Consider the following 24,561-nt stretch of genomic DNA (forward strand, 5'->3'; position numbering starts at 1 on the left):
CTAAACCTCCATTATAATTGGTAAAATAATAGGCTCTCTATCTGTTTCTTTATTTAGGAACTCTCCTATTTTCGCTCTTATTCTCTGTTTAATCTTACCAATCTCTTTTATTCCTTCATTTTCCATGCTGCTAAGTTCCATCTTAATCAGCTCTTTTGTTTCTGATAATAAGCTTTCTGCATCTTTATTATACACAAAACCACGTGTTACAAGCTCAACTTGTTTATTAAACTTACCATTTCTATATTGAGAAATCGAAATAATAACTATTCCGTCATCTGCTAGATTTTGTCTATCTTTCAATACAGCATTCCCAATATCTCCAATTCCAAATCCATCGATAAATGTCGCACCACTAGGTACTTTTCCTGCTGTTCTGAATTTAGTTTTCGACAATTCCAGTTTTGCTCCATTCTCTGATAAAATAACATTTTTTTCAGGTACTCCTACTGCAACTGCCAATTCCTTATGTTTTTTTATCATTGCATATTCTCCGTGTACAGGCAGGAAAAATTTAGGTTTTACTAGATTTAACATAAGTTTCTGTTCTTCCTGGCATCCATGTCCTGATACGTGTATTCCAATTCCTTTTTCAAATACAACATCTGCATTACGTTTCATAAGCTGATTTATATTTTTAGTTGCTGCTTTTTCATTTCCAGGAATAGGCGTTGCCGAAATTACAACTGTATCTCCTTCTCTCAAAGAAATATGCTTATGTGTTCCATTTGCAATTCTTGAAAGAGCTGCAAGCGGTTCTCCCTGTGTTCCTGTACACAGGATAAGTACTTTATTTGCTGGATAAGTTTCAACTTTATCAATGTCAATCATTATATCTTTTGGTATTTTCAAATATCCAAGATTTGAACATATTTCAAAGATTTTTACCATGCTTCTTCCGTCAATCGCAATTTTTCTTCCATGTTTTAATGCAATATTTACGATTTGCTGTAATCTATGCACATGTGAAGCAAATGCAGCTAAAATAATTCTTCCATCAGCCTTTGCAAATTCATCTTTCAAGCTTTCCCCAACTGTTCTTTCTGATGGTGTAAATCCAGGAATTTGTGCATTTGTACTATCCGATAGCAATAAATCTACACCTTCTTCACCTAACTGAGCCAATCTTCCAAAATCAAATCCTTCTCCATCAACGGGCGTTAAGTCTACCTTAAAATCTCCAGAATGTAAAATTGTTGCTGCCGGAGTCTTTATACAAATTGCATAACAGTCTGCAATACTGTGTGTTACACTTATAAATTCAACTGTAAAATATTTTGAGACTTTTAAGATTGTTCTCCCACTAATTACTTTTTCTTTCGGTAATTTTGCATCTTTTTTCTCAAATTTTGCTTTTGCAAGAGCAAGTGTTAATCTTCCACCATACATCGGTATATTTTCTGTCCCTAATTTTTGGTAAAAATAAGGGATTGCTCCTATATGATCTTCATGTCCATGTGTCAAAAGTAAGCCTTTTATTTTGTGTCTGTTTGATTCTAGATATGAAAAATCTGGAATTATGACATCTATCCCCAAATGCTCATCTTCTGGAAAAGTGAGCCCTGCATCCACTACAATAATTTCATCTTTATATTGAAAAGCTGTCATATTTTTTCCAACTTCCTCAATACCTCCAAGTGGAATTACATACATCTTTTCTTCTTTTCCATCCACTTCCTTGTCTATATGTCTATTCCTGTCGTTTACTCTTGGAATATAACGTATTTCATTTTTTTCATCTAAATGTCTTCGGTTCGTGCTTTTTCTTCTAAATCTTTTCATTCCAGATTTTATTTTATTAATCTCTTCTTTTTTAGAAAAGTTTCTTTTAAAAGTTTGATTTCCGAACTCATTTTTTTCTTTTTCTGACATTTAGTAAACACCTCCTTATTTTTATTTTATCTTTTTACCAAATTTTTATTATTTGCTTGCTGTTTTTTCTTTTCTTCTTCTTCTCGCTTTTTCTGCATTTCTGCTTGAGCTTTTTTTATAACGTATTTATCTCTGTATTTCAATATAAATTTAAGAGCCATGTTTCCAGAAGCTACTCCTCCATATCCTCCACCTTCAACTATTGATACAAATACAATTTCTGGATTGTCTGACGGAAAATACCCTGCTATCCACGAATGATGATCCTTAAATCCTGAATTCTGTGCTGTACCCGTTTTTGCAGAAACTGGATATCCTTCAATTTTTAATAGCTTTGCAGTTCCTCCATAACCACTTACAGGTAGTTTTAAGGCATTTTGCAATAATTTTAGATTTTTTGCACTTACATTCAACTTTCTTTGAATTTTTGGCATATTATTTTCAACTTTTCCAGTATAGCTTACAAATCTATCAATAAGTGTAGGTTTTAGCTGAACTCCATTATTTGCAATTGCCTGATATGCTGAAGCTATCTGTATTGGCGTAACTAGAACATATCCTTGCCCAATTGACATGTTTATCAAATCTCCCGGCAGCCATTTTTGATCCTGTTTTTTCTTAAATCTATTTTTCTTCCATTCAGGACTCGGTAAAGTACCGACCATTTCTCCAGGAATATCAATCCCTGTTTTAGCTCCTATTCCAAATTCCTTTGCATATTTTACGATATTTTTTACTCCAGCCTTTTGAGAAAATACATAATAATACGTATTTACAGATTGCTCAATAGATTTTGCAAAATTAGTAACTCCATTTCCTGATTTATGTGAATCTCTAAAAATAAGATTTCCATATCTGTACTGTCCTGTCGAAGTTACAGTTTCAGTTGGAGAAATTCCAGATTCCAGTATTCCCATCCCAGTAATCGCCTTGAAAGTTGATCCTGGTGGATAAAGTCCTGCGATACCTTTATTTACGAGAGGTTTTGCCTTTGAATTTACAAGTTCATTCCATTGATTGTCAGGTATTCTTGAACTCAAAAGATTTAGACTGATTTCTGGATTACTTACAAATGCAATAATTTTCCCAGTTTTAGCTTCCATTGCGATAAATGCTCCACTTTTTCCTTCAAAAGCTTCTGTCATATATTTCTGAAGCTCCATGTCAATAGAAAGATAAATATTTTTTCCTGCAACGCTCTCACTTGTTTCCACTTGTCTTATAACATTTCCTTTAGCATCAACTTCTACATTTTCTTTCCCGTCCTGCCCCTTCATTTCCTTGTCATAAGAACGTTCCACACCTTTTTTACCAATTAGGTCGCTATTTCTGTAGCCATCCTTTTTCAGCTGCTCGTATTCCTTTTCACTAATTGGTTTTACATATCCAATAACATGTGAAGCAAGTGAATCTTCTGGATAAAATCTTTTATTATATTCAACAATATCAATTCTGTCATTATCAATCTTTTCAATTGCTCTTAATGCCACTTGCTTATCCAAATCTTCAATAACAAGTATCTTTTTATCCGTTCCCATTCTCTGCTGCTTAAAGAATCTATCTATTAAATAATCTACTGGATAAGCTGTTAGCTGGCTTATCTTGTTTATATCAAATATTGTCTCTCTAATACGTTTAGCAACTGCAGGACGTTCGCTAGAAAGTCTTGCATCAATTTCTTGTACTGTTTTCATATTCTTCACTTCATTTAGAAGTGCCAAATCTTTTGGTTCCAGAGTATGAGTATGTGAATGTATCAGTTGGTAACCTGTGGTATTTTTGGCAAGAAGTTTTCCTTCCCTATCATAGATTTCTCCACGTGTTGCTTTTATTATATTTGTTCTAATTCTATTTTGTAACGCTTGTTCTGCATATTGTGAAGCATTTAATATCTGCAATGAAAACAGTTGTATCACCATAATTAAAAAAACTATTCCCACAAGAATGAGAAAGGCGACAAACCGTATGCTTTTTTCTTCTTTATCTAATTCTCTCATAATTTTCCTCTTCATATTTTATTGCATTTTTTCCTCAATTAAACACCTTAAAATACACCATTTAAATAAGACTGTGCCTATTCCCCAACATTTTCATCAATTTCAATATTTTTATCATTTACCCCATTGTAAAAATCATCCAATCTGTAATATTCTCTTGCATCCTTACTAAATACGCTAATAATCAAATCCCCAGCATCAATTAAAACCCAGTTTGCCTCATCAAGTCCTTCCACACTTTTCACATTCTCAAGGCTTTTCTTTATATCAGTTGCTATTGCCTCAATATTTCTAGAAGAACTCCCAGTACATAAAATTGAATAATCAAAAAACGGAGATTTCCCTCTCATATCATATACCTTTATATCCTGTGCTTTCTTATCTTCCATAATATTAACTATCTCTTGAACTTCTTTTTCATAATTATTATTTATTTCACTCATTCTAAAAATTCCCTTTCTTTTTATATTATTTTTATTTATAAAATCTATTTCAATTTTTTATTTTAAAATTTTTTATTTATCAAAATTTCACAAAAAAATTATTACGATACCACTACTAAGGTATATTATATTATATATTTGACTAATTTTCAATTTATTTCTCAATTTTTAGCAAAATAAAAAATTATATATAAAAATTGGCAATAATGCCACACACCACAATTGCCGCAGTTTCTGCTCTTAAAATACGTTTTCCTAGGCTAATTTCTATTGCCTTGTTTTCTTTTAAAAAATTAACTTCCTCTTGGGTAATCCCACCTTCTGGACCAATTATGTATAAAACATTTTTGTCTTCTTTTTTTATTATTTCTGGCAAAGATTTTGATTCATTGCTATTTTCATAAGCAAAGATTATTTTATCGTATTTAGAATATTCAATTTCTGCAAGTTTTTTCACAGGCATAATTTCAGTAAATTTTATTCCTCTGCACTGTTTTAGTGTTTCCCTTACAACTACGTCCCATTTTTCTTTTTTTTCATTAATTTTTACAACAACACGCTCGGTCTTTAAAGGAATTATTTTATTTACACCTATTTCTGTCAGTTTCTGTATTGCCAGATTCATTTTATCATTTTTCAAAATTCCCATTGCAACATCAATGTTTACATTTAGAGAATAACTATCTTCTTTTTTTTCTAATATTTTTACAGAAACTTCCTTTTTTGAAATTTGAGTAATTTCAGTAAAATATTCATATTCTCCATCTATTATCCTTAATTCGTGCCCTACATTCAATCTATAGACATTTTGGATATGATTGCAGTCTGATTTATCTTTTATCAGAATCTTTCCATTATTTTCATCAATATTTTCTTTTTCCGCTATTACTGTCAACAACAGTTTTTCACCTCATTTTTTTTACTTTTTATCATATTTTAGCCCTATCTACATAAAAATTTCAAAGATTTGAGCATACAAAAATAATCATAACTTTATAAATCTCGTTTCAAAATAATATTACCACATTTTATTCTTTTTCACTAAATATTTTTTCAATTCCTAAATGCTTATAGCCAAATTCGGTTACAACTCTACCACGCGGTGTTCTTTTTATAAACCCTATTTTTACCAAATATGGCTCATAAACTTCCTCAATTGTTCGTCTGTCTTCCCCAAGTAAAAGTGACAATGTTTCAATTCCAACAGGCCCTCCATTATACACATTTATAATTGAAAGCAGAATATTTCTATCTAATTCATCAAGTCCGTTATCGTCTACTCCCAAAAGCCTCAAAATCCCATCAACACTTTCTTTTTCCAAAACACCCGAACCTTCCACCAATGCAAAGTCTCTTGCTCTTTTTAAAAGCCTGTTTGCAATTCTAGGAGTTCCTCTGCTTCTTTTAGCGATTTCTGTAATCCCTTCTTCATCATACGAAATATTAAGAATATTTGCTCCTCTTCGTATAATTTCTTTCAATTCTTCTAATTGATAGTACTCCATTCTATGAGTAACTCCAAATCTGTCTCTAAGCGGTGTACTTAACTGCCCTGCTCTCGTAGTTGCTCCAATTAATGTAAATTTTGGCAATTCTACACGAATACTTCTTGCAGACGGCCCTTTCCCGATAAGAATATCCAGTTCCCCATCTTCCATTGCAGGATACAAAATTTCCTCTACCGATGTATTCAATCTATGAATCTCATCAATAAACAAAATATCATTTTCCTCCAAAGAAGTCAAAATAGCCGCTAAATCTCCCGCTTTCTCCAGTACAGGCCCTGTCGTTATCTTCAAGTTCACTCCCATTTCTGTGGCAATAACTCCTGCAAGCGTAGTTTTTCCCAATCCTGGAGGTCCATACAATAAAATATGATCAAGCGATTCATTTCTCATTTTAGCAGCTTTTATAAATATATTCATTTTTTCTTTCAAATCTTGCTGGCCAATATATTCCTTAAAAGTTTTTGGCCGTAAACTTCTTTGAATATTGTCCTCCCCTAATTCCTTAGGTTCCAATATTCTTTCCTCATTCATTCCTTCTCCTCAATATTTTTTTATTTCTTATTTTCCAAATTTTCTAAATTAGATAATAGTTTTTATTTTAAGATATTTTTATTAATAATAATTTTTTTTAGTTTTAATAAATTGACGGAGATTTTAGTTGTTCAACTACGATTGTTTGACGACTGTAAGGAGGAGTTTCGGAGTTGGACAAATAAAAGTCGTAGTCTAGCCATAGGTGCAGGATTTGCGGCAATGAGCAATCCTGCAAAAATAAATAAAAAAATTAAAAATTATAGAAAAATATCTATAAACAACATAATCTAAAATAAAATTTTAAAATATTCTTTATATCTGTTTTAATAATAACATTATAAAAAACTGAAATAATGCAATTATTCCTCCTAATACCCCACCGATAATCTCAATATGTTTCAATTCATTTTTAGACACAGACAAAATAATTTTTTCCATTTCTTCTAATGAAAAATTTTTCATTTTTTCAAGCATAATTTCTTTAAAATTTATTTTATCTTCTGCAATTTTTATTATTTCTTCCACTATTTCCTCTTTATTTTCCAAAATGGACTTTTTAAAGTATGATTTTATTTTTTCAATTAACGAATCATTTAAAAACATCTTTAATAGCGGATTTTTTTCTAACACACTATTTTTAAGCTTTTCTCCTATGACTTTATCAAGCAGTTTATCTAAAACATCATCATTAATAATATTGCTATCTTTTAACTTTGCTGTAATATGCTCTACTGAAATTAGTTCTTTTTCAATTGTTTCAGCGAGATTTTCTGATATTCTGTCCCTATTTTTAGGGATTAGTCCCTGTATTTTAAAAAACAGCAGGTTTACTTCCTTATAAGGTCTAAATAACAATTTTATTGCCAGATAATTCGTAAACCATCCTATAAGAGTTCCAACAAAAACCATTATAGCCAGCTGTATTAATAAATTTCCCAATTTTTCCTCCATATTTATAGCCAAATGAAAATTTTATAGTAAAGCCGTTTAAAACTTAATTCAAAAATTATTTTTTTATTCAAGCTATAGATTTTCTCAATTTTATTAATTTATTTTTTAAAGTTAAAATTAACCAACTATTGCTTTTCCATATTCCTTGCATTTCTCAATTTTTTCATCGTCATCAACAGCCAGATGAATTATAAGACCATCATTTACAATAGAAAATCCTTCATTTATCATTTCTTCACGCCAAGTTTCCATCCAACCACCTTGTCCCCAGTCATAAGAGCCGAAAAGCCCGACTGTTTTCCCGATAATCTGTTCTTTTATCCCTTCAAAGAATTCAACCATTTCTGGTGCAATTTCTTCTGCACCGACAGCAGGCGATCCAAATGCTACAAAATCAGCATTGATTGCACTTTCGTCAGCTTCTTCTACATTTATCAATTTTACATCAGCTCCAGCATTTTCTGCTCCTTCACCAATGTATTTTGCCATATCTGCAGTATTTCCAGTACCTGTGTAATAAATTATATTTAATGTTGCCATTGTTTTCCTTTCTTTGATTGTAAATTATTGTAAAGCCAAACCCTGAAGTTTGGCTATCTGTATTTTTATTTTGTTAATCTATAAGTATCTCTTGCAATTACAAGCTCTTCTGCTGTTTCAATCTTGTAAATTTTAACTAATGAATTTTTTGTTGATAACTCTACATTTCCTGGTAATCTTTGTGCATTTTTTTCTTCATCAAGTTCGATTCCAAAGTATGAAAGCGATTCACATATATGTTTTTTCACTCCAACTGAATTTTCTCCAATTCCACCAGTAAAGGCAATTACATCAACACCGTTCATTGCTGCAACATAAGCTCCAATATAAAGTTGTATTCTATAGCAGAACATTTCATAAGCCAATTGAGCCTTTTCATTTCCGTTTCTTCTTGCTGTATCTAAATCACGAAAATCTGAACTTTCTCCAAATATTCCTAAAATCCCAGACTGTTTATTCATTCTATTGTTCATTTCATCCAAAGAGAGTTCTCTTTTTCTCATAACATAAATAACAGAGGCTGGATCTACATCTCCTGTTCTTGTTCCCATCATAACTCCTGCAAGCGGTGTCATTCCCATTGATGTATCTACAACTTTACCATTTTTTACTGCTGATATGCTCGCGCCATTTCCAAGATGACATACTATAATTTTAGAATCTTCCTTTCCTAGCATTTCTCTTGCCACTTCACTTACATACTTGTGAGAAGTTCCATGAAATCCGTATTTTCTCACTTTCAAGTCAGTATAATCTTCATAAGGATAAGCATACATGTATGCTTTTGGCGGCATTGTCTGATGGAAAGCTGTATCAAACACTACCACATTTTTCTTTCCTGGAAGAAGTTTTTGAATAACTCTTATCCCCATAAGATGTGCAGGATTATGTAAAGGTGCAAGCGGTGCTATTTCCTCAAGGTTTTTTATAACTTCATCATCTACGATTACAGAATCATCATAGTATTCTCCTCCATGTACTATTCTATGCCCAATAGAATCTATTTCATCCACACTTGATATTACTCCTATTTTCTCATCTTGAAGTGTTTTTAGAATCAATTCTACCGCAACTGTATGGTTTTCCATCGGAACTTCCATTTTATCAATTTTTTCTCCAGTAAGCAGATTTTTATAACTGAAAATAGGATTTGCAATTCCTATTCTTTCACAATTTCCTTTAGCTAATGACTGCTCATTTGTCATGTCAATAAGTTCAAATTTTGCTGATGAACTCCCACAATTTATTACCAAAATTTTCATAAATTTCCCTCCAAATTTTTTGTTTGTATTTTTATTTATGTTTTACATTTCTGATTCAACAGCAGTAATTGCAACAACTTCTACAATATCTTCCACGCTACATCCTCTTGAAAGATCGTGAACTGGACGTGCCAATCCTTGAATTAAAGGCCCTAATGCTTTTGCCTTAGCCAATCTCTGTGTTAATTTATAACCGATATTTCCTGAATCTAAGTCAGGGAAAATCAATACATTTGCCTGTCCTGCCACTTTTGATCCAGGTGCTTTTGCAGCAGCCACTTCTGGCACAATCGCAGCATCAAGCTGTAATTCTCCATCAAAGTCAAAATCAACATTTCTAACTTTTAAAATTTCGATAGCTTCTCTAACTTTGCTTACAGACACTCCGTCTGCACTCCCTTTTGTAGAAAATGACAGAAATGCCACTTTAGGTTCTTTTATTCCAGCAGTAAATCTAGCTTTTTCTGCTGCAGAAATAGCAATATCAGCAAGCTGCATAGCAGTAGGACTAGGTATTACCCCACCATCTGAATACACAAGAGTACCATTATCTCCAAACTCAGGCGTATCTGTTATCATAATGAACGAACTTGATACTGTCTTTAGCCCTTCCTTTGGTCCAATTATGTGAATTGCCGCTCTTAGGACATGAGCTGTTGGCGAAGATGAACCTGCTACCATTCCATCCACTCTTCCTTGATGTACAAGCATTGCCGCAAAATATCTTGGATCCGACATAAGTGTTGCTTTTGCAGTTTCTAACGTCATACCTTTTTTTTCTCTTCTTTTTCTCAAAAGTTCTGACATAGCATCAATTGTTGCACACGAATCAGGATTATAGAAAATCGCTCCTTCCAATGAAACTCCCAGTTCAGCGGCTTTTTCCTTTAACTTTTTCTCATCTCCAACCAGTGCTATTTTTGCAATTCCTTCATTAATGATTTTTTCTGTCGCCCGCAAAACTCTTTCATCTTCTGTTTCAGGTAAAATGATTGTCTTGTTCAGTTTTTTTGCTTTTTCTTTCAATTCATTTGCTAATGTGTTCATAATTTCCTCTCCTTTTCAATTTTCTTTTTTATTAATCAAACATAGCTTCAACAAATTCCTTTGTATCAAATTCCCGCAAATCCTCTATTCCTTCTCCGACACCTATAAATTTAATCGGTTTTTTCAGCTCTTCTGTAATTGGGAAAATAATCCCTCCTTTTGCCGTCCCGTCAAATTTTGTCAATATAATTCCTGTCAAATCTACGATTTCATTAAATATTCTAGCCTGCTCCAATCCATTCTGACCAGTTGTACTGTCAATCACAAGCAAAGTTTCAAAGTCTGTTTCTCCAGATTGTTCCCGTATAATTTTGTTTATTTTTTCAAGCTCCTTCATCAGATCACGTTTATTGTGCAGTCTTCCAGCCGTATCCAGTATCGCCACATCAAATCCACGATTTTTAGCAGTTTTTACTGTATCAAAAATTACAGCCGCAGGATCGCTCCCATGTGCCTGTTTTACAACTTCCACTCCAGTCCGTTTTCCCCATTCCTCAACTTGCTCAATCGCAGCGGCTCTAAATGTATCTCCAGCCCCAATGATAACCTTTTTCCCGCTATCCTTCAATTTTTTTGCAATTTTACCAATGGAAGTAGTCTTCCCAACACCATTTACTCCAACAACCAAAAGGATATTAAGTTTTCCATCCTGTAATTTTAATTTTGTACTGTTTTCATCATTGTAAATAAGTTTTGCTTTAAGCAATTCCTTTAATTCATCGTAAATTTGTTCCGATGTTTTTAGTTTTTTTTGTGAAACTGATTTTTCCAGCTCCTCCACTAGCTGCATTGTCATATTCATTCCAATATCTGACTGAATAAGCAACTCCTCCAGTTCCTCGTACAAATCGTCATCTATCGCTTTACCCAAAAGCATTTCCTTCAGTTTTCCAAAAAAACCTTTTTTAGGAGTTGCCAGCCTATCCTTTAAAGGTTTTAATTTAGGCTTTCCTTTTGTTTTCTCATTTGATTTTTCTTCTATTTCTACACTTTCAGTTTTTTCTCTTTCAGTTTCAAAGTTTTTTTCATTATTTTCAGTTTTTTTAGCATTTTTTCCTAAGATTTCTTCAGCTGTTTCTTTTATTTCCTTTTCAGTTTCAGCTTTAATTTTATCTATTTCACTTTGGCTTTCCTCAATTTCTTTTTCTATCTGATTTTCCAAAGTGTCCTTCTGGTCTTCATCTTTTTTCTTTTTTCCAAATTTAAAAAAATTTTTCAGCATTATTTTTTATCCCTTTCCGCCTGTGATTTTTCCAGATAATCTGGTTTCAGATTAAAAATATCAGTCTTTCTTATCACACCAGCATTTTCCAAATTTTTATCTAAAAGCATCTGCACAAATGTCATTGTATTAATTACCAAATTCTTATCTTCAAATATTTTTACACAATTCCCCAATTTATCTAGTATCTTAGCCTTATAATTAAAAACTGCATCCCCAATCAGATAAACTTTTTTATTATTTCTCTTATTTTCTATTATTTCCTCAATTACATTGTCAAGTTTTGCAACTTCATAATTTTTTATTAATTTCAATTTATTTTCACTTAAAGTTTCATAACCCGCACAATAAATCTTTTCCTTTCGTGAATCAATCATAGAATATATTTTCACATCTTCATCATTTCTCAAACTTATTTTCAAATTATAATACCCTTGAAATCCAAGTGCATCCAACTCATTCACCTCATAAAAATTCACATTTCGTCCAAAAAAAAGCCCCTTTACAACTGAAATTGCTATTCTAACACCCGTAAATGAACCAGGTCCTATCGAAACAATTACATTTTCAATTTCATCTAGCTTTTTCCCTGTCCATTTCAAAAGGCTGTCAATCTGCTCCAAAATCGTAGTAGAATGTGTTTTTGCCATTTCCACATGTATTTCCCCCAGCAGTTTATCTTTTTCATAAAGCGACAATCCAGCCAGCTTAGTTGTAGTCGTTATCGCAAATATCAACATATTTTTCTCCATTTTCATTTTTCTTTACTTTATATACTCGAATCCATTTAAAATTGAACTATTAAAAACTAAATTATTCAATTTCAAAATCTACTTTTTCTCCATTTTCAATCGTATAAACTGATACTTCACGAGCCACATCTGAATAATGATTTATCTCAACAAACACCGCATCCTCAGGCATCTCATCCAAAATCTTGTCCGCCCACTCAATAATCACAACACTTCCATCTTCCCCAATATAATCCTCAAACCCAATCTCATAAATCTCCTCAGAATCATTAATCCTATACACATCAAAATGATACACAGGCATATCTCCAGAACTATACTCAATAACATAAGTAAATGTTGGACTTTTTACATTCTCTGTAATATTATAACATTCACAAATCTTCTTAGTAAATGTAGTCTTCCCAGCTCCCAAATCTCCAATAAGCCCTAGACAGCCTCCGTTTTTTAACTTTTCTGCTAATTTTTTTGCTAATTCATCTATCTTATCAAATGTCAATATTTTCTTTTTCATAATTTTTCTCGCTTCTAAATATTAATTAAATTTTATTTTTATACTAAAGTCCATTTAAATAACGAATTTATTACAAACTTTTCTAATTAAAGGATATAAACCTAATATTTTCAAATAATTAAAATATAATTTTCATTTTTTTTATATAGTCTAATTTAGCTAATCTGTCGGAGCATTTTTCTGTGCTGACAAAACTGTTTGAGCATAGCGAGTTTTTTGTCAGTGCAGGAAAATGTCGTAGACTAGCCATAGGTTGTAGGATTTGCGGCAATGAGCAATCCTACGAAAATAAAAAAGAAAAAACATAGTAATATGAAAAATATCTATTAATCAAAATATAAAAATAATTTAGTTGAATGATTATAAATTAGTTATTAAACAACCTTATTATAAAAATAAATTTTTATTTTTAAATGAAATTTAGTATTAAATAAAAATATATTTCATTAACAAATATTTCTTCTATAATTTTTAAAATTTTTTATTTTTTATACACTTCAATAATTTTATTAATAATTTCAGTTGTGGAAATGTTATCCACGAAGGATAAAATCTTTACTTCTCCGCCATTTTTTTCAACAACTTTTGTTTCTGGCAAGTCTTCTTTTTTGTAATCTCCGCCTTTTACGTGAATATCTGGCTTTAAAATATCCAGCAGTTTTTCTGGTGTTTTTTCATTAAAAATTACTGTATAGTCTACAAATTTTGTACCCAAAAGCACAAATGCTCTATTTGTTTCACTATTTATAGGTCTTTTATCTCCCTTGTTCACTTTAACCGAAGCATCGCTATTTACACCGACAACCAAAACATCGCCTAAATTTCTAGCTTCCTCTAGATAAGTTAAATGCCCAACATGTAAAATATCAAAAACTCCGTTAGTAAAAACTACCTTTTTCCCAGCCTTCTGCAATCTCACTATTTCATCTCTCATTTCATCAGCAGTCAGCAAATTATCTTTAAAACTTTTTTCCAATTTTCTCTCCAATATATTTATCTATTCTATTTATAATTATAATGTTTTTAATTCATAATTTACTCAATCCCTAAGTTTATTTAATTTTAAAAAGGTTTGAGCATACATCAAATTATACCACATTTTTTTCAAAAAAAGAAAATTTTTCTATTTTTTTTGAACTTTTATTTTTTCAAATTTCAACAATTTGATTTTACGAAGTTTTAAGCATATTCTCACAATTTTTTTATTAAAAAAGAAAAAGAAGCATAAGCTTACTGCTTTTACTTCTCTGAAATTTTAAAATTTTATTATTAGTACCTCTTTATCGAAATATTTTTATAAAACGTTTTTGAGTTTTATTACAAGTATAACCTATATTCTCATAAAATTTATGTGCTTCTGAACGATGAGAAGCCGAATTTAATCTAATGAAATTAATATTATTGTTTAAAGCATACTCTTCAACAAAAACCATCAGTTTTTTCCCTATACCCTTGCCTTGAAAATTGGAATTTACTGCTAATCCTAATACATTTAACCCAATATCACTATATAAACTTTCATACATCTCTGCATGAACAAAACCAACAACCTTACTTGTTTCTTTATCTTCATATACTGCGATAATATGATGTTCATAATCAATAGATAATTTTTCAATTTGTGTCTTGACAGTCTTAATATCAACATTATATCCTAACTCATCTTTACAAATTTCTTGTATATCCTTCGCATCTAGTATATTAATCTCTCTTATCACACTTTTACCTCTATAACTTCTAATTTTTCATATTTACTTTTTTCTATAATAAATACTTCAACCTTAGTATTATTTTATATACATTTATTTAGAAAAATCCGTTATCAGCATTTCCATTTCAATTTTATCTTCAAGCTCAACATCCATAATGTATCCCCATAGTATATTTGTTTGGTCTGCTCCAAATTTTTCATTTGTAATCATAGTTATTTCCTGTAAATCCGTTAATCCAATGTCTGGTCCTGCTGTAATGCTTAACAGAATCTTTCTCGCTTTTGGAATATTTTTTGTAAAAGGACTGTTTATTATTTGTTCTGTAGCAAGTTTTACCTTATTCTGTCCTTCACCTTTACCAAATGCTATTACACCTTCTCCTGAATTTCCTAGCATTATTTTTATATCATCAAAATCAAGATTCACTATCCCTTGTTTTTTTATTAGATTTGTTATAAATTCTACATTTTTTATAAAAATTTCATCTCTTTTTTCAAATAATTTATCAAAAGTTGCACTTAAATCTGCTTCCATTAATTTTTTAAGAGGCAAAACTATAACAGTATCAGAAACTTCTTCTAATTTCTTGATTTCTTCAACTTCTCCATTTGAATTAATTGATGTAGCAACTACAACCACTGTTAATATTCCCATTGTTTTTACAACTTCTGAAACAATGCAGGCTATCTCGTTATTCTTCTTTTCTGACATTTCCGTCAAAATAAACACTAAATCTGTATTTTTCAATGCACTTTGGACGTTTTCACTTAAATTCTCAGAAGCCAATATTTTTGATTCTACATTCAGTTTATCCAAATTCCCTTTATTTGTGTCAATTCCCACAAATTCAACTTCTGCAATCTCTTTTTTCATCATTTTATTTAAGACATCATTTCCCACTGTACCAATTCCGACAACTTTTATTTCAACACCTTCCATTTTTCTTCTCCTTTATATATAAAGTTTTCTTTTCTAGATTTTAACATATTTTTATCAAATATATTAGAACTTTTTACTATTTTTTATACAATTTCGCCTTTTCTTCTAATAATAAAAAATCAATCGTATGCTTTATATAGTCCATTGACATATTATGTATTTTTTGATTGTATAATTTTATTGCTGTTTTTTTAATTTTTTCTTTATTAGCATAAATAAATCTTAATTCCTTTAAAATTAATTTCTTGTAGCCTTCATCCGTTTCCTTGTGAATATCATAATATTTAATTACTGTTTTATCAAAAATTGCAATCATATTGCTTATTTTTATAGTTCCCAGTAAAATGTTTCTTTGTTTATCAATAATTCTAATAATAAAATTATTTGACTTTCGTATTTTTCCATTAGTATAATCACTTTTTTTATTTGGAGATGATAACGGTGCCAAATAATCACAATTATTCACTTTTAAAAGCACCCCAATATATTTTCGTGTTTTCGTATAATTTTCTCCTGAATAATTTAAAACTCTATTGTCAAAAAGTTTCAAATAATTTATATAACTTTCATCTACTTCATATAACTTCATAATCCCCCTCGAAAAAAAGCTACCATAATTGGTAGCTTTGCATTTAAAGTTGCTTCATTTTAAGGCAGTGCAACACCTGTTTTTATCTGTCCTTCATTTTAAGGTAGTGGAACACCTGTTTTTAAACTTTTTCTTTCAATGTAATTATATCATATCTAATTGATTAGTCAATAGTTTTTCTTTTTTTATTTATAAATTTTTAATTTTTTTTATTAATTGCGAAAATCTGTTGCAATCAAATATACTTTTACACAGCTCCCTTTTTGTTCAAAATCTTCAGAATTTTCAAATTTAGTTTCTTCAAAGACTGTTCCCCATGCGAGAAATAAATCTGGATTTTCGGTACTTGTGGCTACTGCTGTGGCAATTTGGCTGATTTCTTCGAGACGTATATCATTTCCCGAGGTTATATTCATTAGTATTTTTCCTGCATCTTTTATTGAACGTTCTAGAAGTGGGGTATTTAGCGCCTGTTCTACCGCCTTTTTTGCTCTGTCCTCTCCGTCTGCTTTTCCAAAGCCTAATACTGTTTTGCCTGAATTTTGCAATATAGATTTAATGTCTGCAAAGTCCAAATTTACAATTCCCTGTTTTTTTATCAAATCCAATATTCCCTTTACAATTGTTACAAAGGCTTTTTCTCCTTTTTCATAGATATTTGCAATTGGAAGATTTACGTATAAATCATTTAATCTTTGATATGGAATGACTATTATAGTATCCGCAAAATGTTTTAATCTTTCCTTTCCCTTTTTAGCAAGTTTTATTTTATTCCGATTTTCAAAATCAAAAGGCTTTGACACTATTGCAACAGTTAATATATTCATAGATTTTGCAATTTCTGCCACAGCTGATGAAAGTAGAGTTCCTGTTTTTTCTCCCATTTCAGCTATTATAAACACCATATCCGAATTTTGAAATTCTTTTTCTGTTTGTTTTCTTAAATCCTCCATCGCTTCAAATGAAGTTATTGATGACACAAATATTTTTTTCGGAGCTTTTGAACTGTCTAAATTCAACTTTTCCGTGTCTATCGCTATAAAGTCAGCCTTTACAATGTTATTTAATATCATTTTATTTATTACATTACTTCCTGTTTTTCCCAAAGCCACTATTTTTACTTTTACACCATTTAACGTGTTTTTCATATCAGTCCCCCGACCTCTGTGTTCCTACAAGTGATGTTACCCACTATTTTTCCTCCTAGATAATCTATATTTCAAGACACTATTTATTAATATTTTTCTTTAATCTGTTTATTAATCACAGTTCTTTAATATATCACAAGACCCTTTATTTTTTATTTTAAAAATATTGATTTTATATTTTAACTTAACCCTTTTTTAAAATTATATCAAATTTGATTATTAAATAAACAAATATTATAAAATTATAGAAAAATATTACTATATTTCATTTTTTTTTATCAATTTTTGGACTATACTATTCTTGTAGATACAAAAAATATTTAAATATAAATCGGGAGGCGGTTTTATGAAATCTAGAAGTCTATTATTATTTTTAATACTATCTTTAACTTTATTTTCAGTAGTATTATCAAATAAAAACAAAAATCGTAAAAACAGAAATGAAAATAAACCAAAAAAAGAAAATATGATTCAGGCAGGAAACGAAAACATCAGGGAAATCTATCTTGCTGGTGGCTGTTTCTGGGGACTTGAGGCATATATGGAAAGAATCGACGGGGTAAAGGATGCTACAGTTGGCTATGCGAACGGTAAAACTGAAAAAACGAGTTACAACATTGTCGCATCAACGGATCACGCAGAAACAGTTCACGTAAAATATGACGCAAACAAAATTTCTTTGAGCAAACTGCTTAAATATTATTTTCAAGTTGTAGATCCTACTAGCATTAATCAGCAGGGAAATGATAGAGGCAGACAATACAGGACAGGAATTTACTATACTAACCCCAAAGATAAAGAAATTATTTTACAGGAAATTGAAGAAGAGCAGAAAAAATATACAGATAAAATTCAAGTTGAAGTTCAGCCTTTGAAAAATTATATTCTCGCAGAAGAATACCATCAGGACTATTTAAGAAAAAATCCTAACGGATATTGCCACATTGATATTACTAAAGCAGATGAAGTTATCATTGATCCAAAAGATTATCCAAAACCAAGTGATGAAGAATTGAAAAAACGGCTTACTCCACTTCAATACAGCGTTACACAGAAAAAAAATACTGAACATTCTTTTTCAAACGAGTACTGGGACAATCATGAAGCTGGAATTTATGTGGACATAACAACAGGAGAGCCATTATTTTCCTCAAAGGATAAATATGATTCTGGCTGTGGCTGGCCAAGTTTTACAAAACCTATTTCAAAAGATGTCGTAACTTATGCAAATGATACAAGTTTTAATATGGTAAGGACAGAAGTGCTTAGTCGAAGTGGAAAGGCTCACTTGGGACACGTTTTTGATGATGGACCTAAAGACAAAGGCGGGCTTCGTTATTGCATAAACAGTGCTTCAATTAAATTTATCCCATTAAAAGATATGGAAAAAGAACATTACGGATATTTAATAAAATTAGTTCAATAAAATGAACAGGATAGGAGATAACTTATGTTTAATCAGCCATTACTGGTAGGAAGCGTATTTTTAGGAGGGGTAGCAAGTTTTCTATCTCCATGTATTCTTCCCATTGTTCCTGTATATTTGGGAATTTTAAGCAAAGGGAAAAAAACTGTACTTAATACCTTTTTATTTATTTTAGGACTTTCGCTTACTTTTGTAAGCATAGGCTTTAGTTTTAGTTTTCTTACGGGAATTTTCTTTAATGACACTGTAAAAGTTTTGGCAGGAATAATTGTAATAATACTGGGACTACATCAAACAGGTATCTTAAAATTTAACTTTTTAGAAAAAAATAAATCTGTAAATTTAAATTTAATTGGGAAAAATTCTTCATTACAGGCTTTTTTGCTAGGACTGACGTTTAGTCTAGGGTGGACTCCATGTGTAGGCCCTATTCTTGCCTCAGTGCTTACTCTTGCAGGAGAAAAAGGATCTGCAGTCTATGGAGGGTTAATGATGTTTATATACGTCTTAGGACTTGCCACTCCATTTGTTCTATTTTCCTTTTTCTCTCAGGAATTACTAAAAAAAGTACGAGCTTTAAATCAATACACAAACTATTTTAAAATCTTTGGAGGATTTCTAATTATATTTATGGGAGTTTTGCTAATAATGAATAAGTTTTAATAATTTTATTTTTTAAAAATTATAATTTTTTAAATTTTATAAAACAATTAGTAATCAAAATAACTTAAAAAAATAATTACAAAAAATATTTTAAATTTGTTATAATACAGAAAGGAAGTAATTTTTATGAAAAAATTAATTGCAGCAATTGCAACTTTATTAAGTTTTGGAGCGATTTCATTCGGAAATACACTGCAGGGAGTTCAGTTAAAGGACATTAATAATAAACCTGTTTCCCTTAACAAGTACAAAGGTAAGAAAATATATATTAAAATGTGGGCTTCATGGTGTCCTATCTGTCTTTCGGGATTAAGCGAAATTAATTCTTTGAGTGCAGATAAAAGTAAGAATTTTACAGTTATAACAATTGCTTCTCCAGGACAAAAAGGAGAAAAACCTACAGCCAAATTTATTCAGTGGTATAAAGGACTTAACTATAAAAATACTACTGTATTGCTGGATGAAAAGGGGGAAGTGCTAAAAAGGGCGAAAGTTTTGGGGTATCCTTCAAACATTGTACTGGACGGGAACTTGAATATTGTTAAAACTTTGCCGGGACATCTGACTGCTGCACAAATCAAAGGAGCTGTTAAATAAGTGTATAGTATTTTAATAATTGATGATGAACCGATTATAAGAAGAGGTATTAAAACTTTTATTGATTTTGAAAAATATAAGATAAGTGATGTTTATGAGGCAGAAGATGGTAATTCTGCCTTTAAGACTTTTTCTGAAGTCTTGCCTGACCTTGTCTTGCTGGATATAAATATTCCCTTTAAAAATGGGCTAACTCTTGCCGAGGAGATGAAAGAGCTGAAAAGTGATGTTAAAATAGCCATTATTTCTGGATATGACTATTTTGAATATGCTCAAAAAGCTTTAAAAATCGGAGTTGAAGACTATATTTTAAAACCTGTTTCAAAGACAGATATAAATGAGATAATTTCAAAACTTATCTATAAGCTGGAAGAAGATAAAAAATATAACGAAGCAAGAAAAATTATTAACAAAATTAGCCAAGCTGAGAAATCTGACAAAAATATTTCTCATAGTAAGTATAAAGATATTTTAACAAAAAAAATTGAAGAAAAATACAGCGATATTTCCTTTAACTTAAATTCTCTGGCGGACGAAATGAATTTGTCTTCTGGATATTTGAGTTCACTTTTTAAAAATTTGTTTGGTATTCCTTTTCAGGACTATTTGAATAATATGCGGATGGAAAAGGCAAAACTGCTGCTTTTGACAACAGATCTGAAAAATTATCAAATTGGGGAGCTTGTAGGAATGGAAAACTTTAATTACTTCAATTCAAAATTTAAAAAAACTTTTGGAATGACACCGAAAGAATTTAAGAAAAGTGTGTTGGAGAAACTATGAAATTAAAAAGAACTATGAAAAACTCGATGCTGCTTCAGATGTTTTTTTATTATATTATTGGAAATCTTCTGTTTGTACTTTTTTTAAGCAGTATTTTTTACTATACTTCAAAATACATCATAATGAACAAGGAAATTGAGTATACTAACGAAAATGTTATAAGTACATCCCGTTATATTACACTCTATGCAGATAAATTGAAAAATATAATTAATCTCTTGTCTGTTGATGCCGATGTTAGAAATTTTTTAATATCAGGAAATGAAGATTCAAAAAAGAGCATTGAAAAAATGATTTATTCGATTCTTGATAGTAATAAAGGAATTAAAAATATTACTGTAATCGGAAAAAATGGTAACATTGTATCCAGTGACAAAAACAATGATATGAAAATATCAGAAAATATGATGAAGGAGAAATGGTATGCCGATGCTATAAATAATTCAGATATGCCCGTTTTTAATCCCAGCAGAAAAAATTCCACCTCCTCTATGAACTCAGCTCTCTGGTTTCTGTCAATCAGCCGTGACATAAAAAATTCAAAGGGGGAAAATCTTGGTGTTATTGTTTTTGACATTAAATATGAAATTCTTGAAAGATATTTAAATTCCATTTCTTTTGGAAAACAAATCGACAATATTATAGTAGACAAAAACAACAATATTATTTACTACAAAGACGTGAAATGCTTTGCTGATAAAAAGTGCCTTGCAAAATTTTCAGAAAAGAATAAAAATAAAGATACATATTTATACGAAACACAGATTGAAAATACAAACTGGAATTTAAGAAGCCTTGCAAACACAAATGACTTAGTAACCTTAAAGAAAAATTTTTCCCACATAGTTATTATCATTTTCCTAGTTTCATTAGCTTTTTCTTCCATTATTACATTTATCGTAATAACAAAGATTCTAAAGCCTTTAATAAAACTGGAAAATCATATGCAAAACTTTGAAAATAATCTACGGGAATTTCATTTAAGCGAAAAAACAGGCTATGAAGTTCAGAATCTTGTAGAACATTTTAATGTAATGGTTGAAAAGATAAAATATTTGCGAGAATATGAAATAAAGGCTCTGCACAGCCAGATTAATCCACATTTTCTGTATAATACGCTCGATACAATCATTTGGATGGCAGAATTTGAAGACAATGAAAAAGTAATCAGCATTACAAAATCACTTGCAAACTATTTTAGGCTTTCCCTTAGCAACGGTCACGAAAAAATACCGTTAAAAGATGAAATTATGCACACTAAAGAATATTTATTCATACAAAAGCAGAGATACGAAGACAAACTTTCCTATTTTTTCAACATAGAAGATGAAAGGCTTCTTTCCATCGAAGTTCCAAAAATCATAATCCAGCCAATTGTAGAAAACTCCATCTATCACGGAATAAAAAACCTTTCTGGAAACGGAATTATCACAATCGACGTTTACAGAGAAAATAGCACTGTCAATATCTCAGTCAAAGACAACGGAATAGGCTTTGAAAAAGCTAAACAGTTCAAAAAAAGCAAGACAGGCGGTGTAGGATTTCAAAATGTCGATAAAAGAATAAAATTCTATTACGGCAAAAATTATGGCGTATTTATAAATAAAGACAGCAAAACCGAAGGAGCAGAAGTAATTATAAAAATTCCTTTTAAATCAAGTTTGTAATTTATTCTCCTACTCCTTTTAATACTATTTCTCATTTTTATTACACACTATTAAAATATCCTTTAATCAAATTTTTTCATAATTTTATATTTTTTCTTTTTAAAAAGCAAGGGAAATCAGTCCCATTTCCCTTCATTTCGCAATAACAGTTATTTTAATATATTTAAATAATGGCATACTAAAGAGAATGGCGTCTGATGCCCTTACGTTACAAAAAATTTGAATAAAAAAACAGAAAAAACGATTATTAATTATAATATTTATAAATAAAATTAACGCTTAAATGATTAAATTTAATTAAAGATTATTCCGATTGTATAGCAGTACAATCTTATAAAAAAAGCTTTAATTACATGAATTTTCTGATTTCTACTATATTAAATGATAAATAGTATCAATCCCTTTTAAAATCAAAAAAATTAAACTCTTGTTTAAAAATAGTTTTTTATAATATTATTCTAATTTCAAAAAAAAAAAAAAAAAAAACCAAAAAAATGTGTTATAATATAAAAAAAGAATATACGGAGATGATAAATATGAAAAAATTATTTTTGATTGCTGTTTTGGGAATGGCTGTGGTTAGTTGCAGTCTCTTTAGTCCTTCAAGATGGGCAGAATATGAAAAAGATAGAGCAGGAAGCGAAAGAAGATGTTATGAAAAACGAAGTGGATATATTTATTGTGAAGACGGAAATGGAAATCGTTATTAATAAATCATTATGTGAAGAAGTAGAATTTTTGAGATTCTACTTCTTTTTTGCTTTTGAAGAAAAGAAAAAATTATTATTATACTAAACCTCGGTTAAATAAGAAATTTATTACAAACTTTTCTAATAAAGAATAACAACTCAATATTTTTAAATAATTAAAATATAATTTTTACTCTTTAAAATCCGTCGGAGCATTTTTCTGTGCTGACAAAACTGTTTGAGCATAGCGAGTTTTTTGTCAGTGCAGAAAAATGTCGTAGACTAGCCATAGGTCTTAGGATTTGCGGCAATGAGCAATCCTACAGAAATATAAAAAGAAAAAACATAATAATATAAAAAAACACCCTAATTGTTTTAATTAGAGCATTTTCCTAAAAAATCCATTTTACTATTTTGTTCCAAATATTCTATCTCCCGCATCTCCCAATCCTGGATAGATATACGCATGTTCATTAAGTCCAGTATCAATTGCCGCAATGTACAAATCTACATCAGGATGTTTTTCAGTAAATTTCTTTATTCCTTCAGGAGCACCAATAATACAAAGCACAGTTATGTTTTTTACGCCTTTTTCTTTCAAATAGTCAAGTGTGTAAATCATTGAACCACCTGTTGCAAGCATTGGATCTACTACGAAAACTTGACTTTCGACAACGTTTGTTGGCATTTTTGCGTAATAGTAGACTGGCTCTAAGGTTTCTTCGTTTCTGTAAACTCCCAGATGCCCTACTTTTGCATTTGGAAGAAGCTGCAATATTCCATCTATCATTCCAAGTCCTGCTCTTAGGATGGGAACTAATGTTATTGGTTTATCCAGAACTCTTGTAGTGGTTTTCTGAATAGGAGTTTCTGTTTCAATCTCCTTGAGCGGCAAATGTTTTGTTGCTTCATAAACCATAAGTCCTGCTATTTCATTTAGGCTTTCCCTAAAAAGTTTAGTATCTGTATGTTTATTTCTCAAATTTGAAAGTTTATGTTCAATTAGTGGATGTTTCAATTCAAAAACTGCCATTAATAATCACTCCGTTCTTTTTTATACTCAAACTGTTTTTTCTAAGATTCATATTTTTTACAAAATAATATCGTCTACTGGTAAAAGTGCCGCTCCCATTGAAATTGACTTTCCTAAATCGATTTTCATAATTTTAATAAGCCGCATAATTTCATTTGCCTGCTCATCTTCCAGATATGTTACAAGAACGCTGTCAGTCCCTGGCCATACGTGGCTATTAAAATGTTTTAACGTTTTGCTCCAACGGCTGTAAACTTGTGGAATTATTGTATATTGCTCAATTCCATATTCACGCATTTCCTCCTTTATTTTATCCATAAAGTAAGAATCAAAATATATTTCTATCCTCTTCAAGAAAACACCTCCTTTTCTTTAAAGTTTATTATTATTTATTTTGTGATCTTTCAGCCATTTTTTTTGCTTTTCTTGCTTCCTCTTTTGCCTTTTGTCTTCTTTCTTTTCTTTCCTCAACTATAGAATAAGCCACGGGTATAAAGAATAATGTCAGCAATGTACAGAATGAAAGTCCAAACATTACTGCTACCGCCATTCCTTGATAATAACCCGAACTTCCCTTGCTTGAAAATACCATTGGAATCCATCCAAGCACCGTTGTAAGCGTTGTCATAAGTATCGGACGAAGCCGTGAACCTGCCGCTTCCACAAGGGCCTC

Annotated in this window: 26 protein-coding genes; 6 read left to right on the forward strand and 20 right to left on the reverse strand. The window is 30.6% G+C overall.

What is annotated here, in order from left to right:
- The 17 genes from HMPREF1552_RS03390 to HMPREF1552_RS03470 form a co-directional block, all read right to left on the reverse strand.
- Positions 1–1,872, reverse strand: a complete 1,872-nt coding sequence (locus tag HMPREF1552_RS03390) for a ribonuclease J (RefSeq protein WP_021743681.1) — start codon at positions 1,870–1,872, stop codon at positions 1–3.
- Between the two features lie 26 nt (positions 1,873–1,898).
- Complete coding sequence (gene mrdA / locus HMPREF1552_RS03395) at positions 1,899–3,869, reverse strand: penicillin-binding protein 2 (RefSeq protein ID WP_039901097.1); 1,971 nt, start codon at positions 3,867–3,869, stop codon at positions 1,899–1,901.
- Between the two features lie 77 nt (positions 3,870–3,946).
- Positions 3,947–4,312, reverse strand: a complete 366-nt coding sequence (gene rsfS, locus HMPREF1552_RS03400; RefSeq protein WP_021743683.1) for a ribosome silencing factor — start codon at positions 4,310–4,312, stop codon at positions 3,947–3,949.
- A 184-nt stretch (positions 4,313–4,496) separates the two neighbouring features.
- Entirely contained in the window at positions 4,497–5,210 is a 714-nt protein-coding gene (locus tag HMPREF1552_RS03405; protein WP_039901099.1) for a 16S rRNA (uracil(1498)-N(3))-methyltransferase, read from the reverse strand.
- A gap of 130 nt (positions 5,211–5,340) precedes the next feature.
- Complete coding sequence (gene ruvB / locus HMPREF1552_RS03410) at positions 5,341–6,351, reverse strand: Holliday junction branch migration DNA helicase RuvB (protein WP_021743685.1); 1,011 nt, start codon at positions 6,349–6,351, stop codon at positions 5,341–5,343.
- A 315-nt stretch (positions 6,352–6,666) separates the two neighbouring features.
- Positions 6,667–7,293, reverse strand: coding sequence for a DUF445 domain-containing protein (locus tag HMPREF1552_RS03415; protein ID WP_039901100.1), 627 nt, complete (start codon positions 7,291–7,293; stop codon positions 6,667–6,669).
- Positions 7,294–7,422: 129 nt separating this feature from the next.
- On the reverse strand, positions 7,423–7,845 hold the full coding sequence (locus HMPREF1552_RS03420; RefSeq protein WP_021743688.1) for a flavodoxin: 423 nt from the start codon (positions 7,843–7,845) through the stop codon (positions 7,423–7,425).
- 65 nt (positions 7,846–7,910) lie between these two features.
- A complete protein-coding gene (locus HMPREF1552_RS03425; protein ID WP_021743689.1) occupies positions 7,911–9,107 on the reverse strand; it encodes an acetate/propionate family kinase in 1,197 nt (398 codons plus the stop codon).
- Positions 9,108–9,149: 42 nt separating this feature from the next.
- Positions 9,150–10,154 (reverse strand): phosphate acetyltransferase, encoded by a 1,005-nt coding sequence (gene pta, locus HMPREF1552_RS03430; RefSeq protein ID WP_021743690.1) that lies wholly within the window; start codon positions 10,152–10,154, stop codon positions 9,150–9,152.
- A gap of 31 nt (positions 10,155–10,185) precedes the next feature.
- Positions 10,186–11,376, reverse strand: a complete 1,191-nt coding sequence (ftsY, locus tag HMPREF1552_RS03435; RefSeq protein ID WP_021743691.1) for a signal recognition particle-docking protein FtsY — start codon at positions 11,374–11,376, stop codon at positions 10,186–10,188.
- Positions 11,376–12,128 carry a tRNA (adenosine(37)-N6)-threonylcarbamoyltransferase complex dimerization subunit type 1 TsaB gene (tsaB, locus tag HMPREF1552_RS03440; RefSeq protein ID WP_231370743.1) on the reverse strand — a complete coding sequence of 251 codons (753 nt, stop codon included), beginning with the start codon at positions 12,126–12,128 and terminating at the stop codon, positions 11,376–11,378. The genes ftsY and tsaB overlap by 1 nt, the downstream gene beginning before the upstream one ends.
- 61 nt (positions 12,129–12,189) lie before the next feature.
- Positions 12,190–12,642, reverse strand: a complete 453-nt coding sequence (gene tsaE / locus HMPREF1552_RS03445) for a tRNA (adenosine(37)-N6)-threonylcarbamoyltransferase complex ATPase subunit type 1 TsaE (RefSeq protein ID WP_021743693.1) — start codon at positions 12,640–12,642, stop codon at positions 12,190–12,192.
- Positions 12,643–13,123: 481 nt separating this feature from the next.
- Entirely contained in the window at positions 13,124–13,576 is a 453-nt protein-coding gene (gene rfaE2 / locus HMPREF1552_RS03450) for a D-glycero-beta-D-manno-heptose 1-phosphate adenylyltransferase (RefSeq protein ID WP_039889104.1), read from the reverse strand.
- Between the two features lie 346 nt (positions 13,577–13,922).
- Positions 13,923–14,360 (reverse strand): GNAT family N-acetyltransferase, encoded by a 438-nt coding sequence (locus tag HMPREF1552_RS03455; protein WP_021743696.1) that lies wholly within the window; start codon positions 14,358–14,360, stop codon positions 13,923–13,925.
- A gap of 84 nt (positions 14,361–14,444) precedes the next feature.
- The gene (locus tag HMPREF1552_RS03460; RefSeq protein WP_021743697.1) at positions 14,445–15,293 is read right to left on the reverse strand and encodes a cell division protein FtsZ; all 849 of its coding nucleotides are present in this window, start codon (positions 15,291–15,293) and stop codon (positions 14,445–14,447) included.
- A gap of 76 nt (positions 15,294–15,369) precedes the next feature.
- Positions 15,370–15,882 carry a type III toxin-antitoxin system ToxN/AbiQ family toxin gene (locus tag HMPREF1552_RS03465; protein WP_021743698.1) on the reverse strand — a complete coding sequence of 171 codons (513 nt, stop codon included), beginning with the start codon at positions 15,880–15,882 and terminating at the stop codon, positions 15,370–15,372.
- Positions 15,883–16,094: 212 nt separating this feature from the next.
- Positions 16,095–17,030: a cell division protein FtsZ gene (locus HMPREF1552_RS03470; protein WP_021743699.1), complete on the reverse strand. Its 936-nt coding sequence runs from the start codon at positions 17,028–17,030 to the stop codon at positions 16,095–16,097.
- A 346-nt stretch (positions 17,031–17,376) separates the two neighbouring features.
- Between HMPREF1552_RS03470 and msrB the strand changes: the two genes are divergently transcribed.
- The 6 genes from msrB (at position 17,377) to HMPREF1552_RS12500 (ending at position 22,876) form a co-directional block, all read left to right on the forward strand.
- On the forward strand, positions 17,377–18,456 hold the full coding sequence (gene msrB, locus HMPREF1552_RS03475) for a peptide-methionine (R)-S-oxide reductase MsrB (RefSeq protein WP_021743700.1): 1,080 nt from the start codon (positions 17,377–17,379) through the stop codon (positions 18,454–18,456).
- A 24-nt stretch (positions 18,457–18,480) separates the two neighbouring features.
- On the forward strand, positions 18,481–19,119 hold the full coding sequence (locus HMPREF1552_RS03480; protein ID WP_021743701.1) for a cytochrome c biogenesis protein CcdA: 639 nt from the start codon (positions 18,481–18,483) through the stop codon (positions 19,117–19,119).
- Between the two features lie 126 nt (positions 19,120–19,245).
- On the forward strand, positions 19,246–19,716 hold the full coding sequence (locus HMPREF1552_RS03485; RefSeq protein WP_021743702.1) for a redoxin family protein: 471 nt from the start codon (positions 19,246–19,248) through the stop codon (positions 19,714–19,716).
- Positions 19,717–20,499 (forward strand): response regulator, encoded by a 783-nt coding sequence (locus HMPREF1552_RS03490; RefSeq protein WP_021743703.1) that lies wholly within the window; start codon positions 19,717–19,719, stop codon positions 20,497–20,499.
- Complete coding sequence (locus HMPREF1552_RS03495) at positions 20,496–22,166, forward strand: sensor histidine kinase (RefSeq protein ID WP_021743704.1); 1,671 nt, start codon at positions 20,496–20,498, stop codon at positions 22,164–22,166. The genes HMPREF1552_RS03490 and HMPREF1552_RS03495 overlap by 4 nt, the downstream gene beginning before the upstream one ends.
- Before the next feature lie 536 nt (positions 22,167–22,702).
- Positions 22,703–22,876, forward strand: a complete 174-nt coding sequence (locus HMPREF1552_RS12500; RefSeq protein ID WP_039901102.1) for a hypothetical protein — start codon at positions 22,703–22,705, stop codon at positions 22,874–22,876.
- A 388-nt stretch (positions 22,877–23,264) separates the two neighbouring features.
- Here the strand turns inward: HMPREF1552_RS12500 and upp are convergent, their stop codons facing one another.
- From upp to HMPREF1552_RS03515, 3 genes are all read right to left on the reverse strand, one after another.
- Positions 23,265–23,888: a uracil phosphoribosyltransferase gene (gene upp / locus HMPREF1552_RS03505; protein ID WP_021743706.1), complete on the reverse strand. Its 624-nt coding sequence runs from the start codon at positions 23,886–23,888 to the stop codon at positions 23,265–23,267.
- 57 nt (positions 23,889–23,945) lie between these two features.
- Positions 23,946–24,242, reverse strand: coding sequence for a PG0541 family transporter-associated protein (locus HMPREF1552_RS03510; protein ID WP_039901104.1), 297 nt, complete (start codon positions 24,240–24,242; stop codon positions 23,946–23,948).
- A 31-nt stretch (positions 24,243–24,273) separates the two neighbouring features.
- Positions 24,274–24,561, reverse strand: a 288-nt coding sequence (locus HMPREF1552_RS03515; protein WP_021743707.1) for an efflux RND transporter permease subunit, incomplete at its 5' end; no start/stop codon positions are given.

Source organism: Leptotrichia sp. oral taxon 879 str. F0557, assembly GCF_000469385.1.
GTDB classification, from domain to species: Bacteria; Fusobacteriota; Fusobacteriia; order Fusobacteriales; family Leptotrichiaceae; genus Leptotrichia; species Leptotrichia mesophila.

What these genes read in the sequence shown, in the direction of transcription:
- HMPREF1552_RS12500 (WP_039901102.1), top strand. Translation starts at nt 22,703, where the DNA reads ATGAAAAAATTATTTTTGATTGCTGTTTTGGGAATGGCTGTGGTTAGT.
- mrdA (WP_039901097.1), bottom strand. Translation starts at nt 3,869, where the DNA reads ATGAGAGAATTAGATAAAGAAGAAAAAAGCATACGGTTTGTCGCCTTT.
- rfaE2 (WP_039889104.1), bottom strand. Translation starts at nt 13,576, where the DNA reads ATGAGAGATGAAATAGTGAGATTGCAGAAGGCTGGGAAAAAGGTAGTT.
- HMPREF1552_RS03420 (WP_021743688.1), bottom strand. Translation starts at nt 7,845, where the DNA reads ATGGCAACATTAAATATAATTTATTACACAGGTACTGGAAATACTGCA.
- HMPREF1552_RS03425 (WP_021743689.1), bottom strand. Translation starts at nt 9,107, where the DNA reads ATGAAAATTTTGGTAATAAATTGTGGGAGTTCATCAGCAAAATTTGAA.
- upp (WP_021743706.1), bottom strand. Translation starts at nt 23,888, where the DNA reads ATGGCAGTTTTTGAATTGAAACATCCACTAATTGAACATAAACTTTCA.
- HMPREF1552_RS03480 (WP_021743701.1), top strand. Translation starts at nt 18,481, where the DNA reads ATGTTTAATCAGCCATTACTGGTAGGAAGCGTATTTTTAGGAGGGGTA.
- HMPREF1552_RS03460 (WP_021743697.1), bottom strand. Translation starts at nt 15,293, where the DNA reads ATGGAAGGTGTTGAAATAAAAGTTGTCGGAATTGGTACAGTGGGAAAT.
- pta (WP_021743690.1), bottom strand. Translation starts at nt 10,154, where the DNA reads ATGAACACATTAGCAAATGAATTGAAAGAAAAAGCAAAAAAACTGAAC.
- ruvB (WP_021743685.1), bottom strand. Translation starts at nt 6,351, where the DNA reads ATGAATGAGGAAAGAATATTGGAACCTAAGGAATTAGGGGAGGACAAT.
- HMPREF1552_RS03390 (WP_021743681.1), bottom strand. Translation starts at nt 1,872, where the DNA reads ATGTCAGAAAAAGAAAAAAATGAGTTCGGAAATCAAACTTTTAAAAGA.
- ftsY (WP_021743691.1), bottom strand. Translation starts at nt 11,376, where the DNA reads ATGCTGAAAAATTTTTTTAAATTTGGAAAAAAGAAAAAAGATGAAGAC.
- HMPREF1552_RS03465 (WP_021743698.1), bottom strand. Translation starts at nt 15,882, where the DNA reads ATGAAGTTATATGAAGTAGATGAAAGTTATATAAATTATTTGAAACTT.
- msrB (WP_021743700.1), top strand. Translation starts at nt 17,377, where the DNA reads ATGAAATCTAGAAGTCTATTATTATTTTTAATACTATCTTTAACTTTA.
- rsfS (WP_021743683.1), bottom strand. Translation starts at nt 4,312, where the DNA reads ATGAGTGAAATAAATAATAATTATGAAAAAGAAGTTCAAGAGATAGTT.
- HMPREF1552_RS03470 (WP_021743699.1), bottom strand. Translation starts at nt 17,030, where the DNA reads ATGAAAAACACGTTAAATGGTGTAAAAGTAAAAATAGTGGCTTTGGGA.
- tsaB (WP_231370743.1), bottom strand. Translation starts at nt 12,128, where the DNA reads ATGGAGAAAAATATGTTGATATTTGCGATAACGACTACAACTAAGCTG.
- HMPREF1552_RS03485 (WP_021743702.1), top strand. Translation starts at nt 19,246, where the DNA reads ATGAAAAAATTAATTGCAGCAATTGCAACTTTATTAAGTTTTGGAGCG.
- tsaE (WP_021743693.1), bottom strand. Translation starts at nt 12,642, where the DNA reads ATGAAAAAGAAAATATTGACATTTGATAAGATAGATGAATTAGCAAAA.
- HMPREF1552_RS03495 (WP_021743704.1), top strand. Translation starts at nt 20,496, where the DNA reads ATGAAATTAAAAAGAACTATGAAAAACTCGATGCTGCTTCAGATGTTT.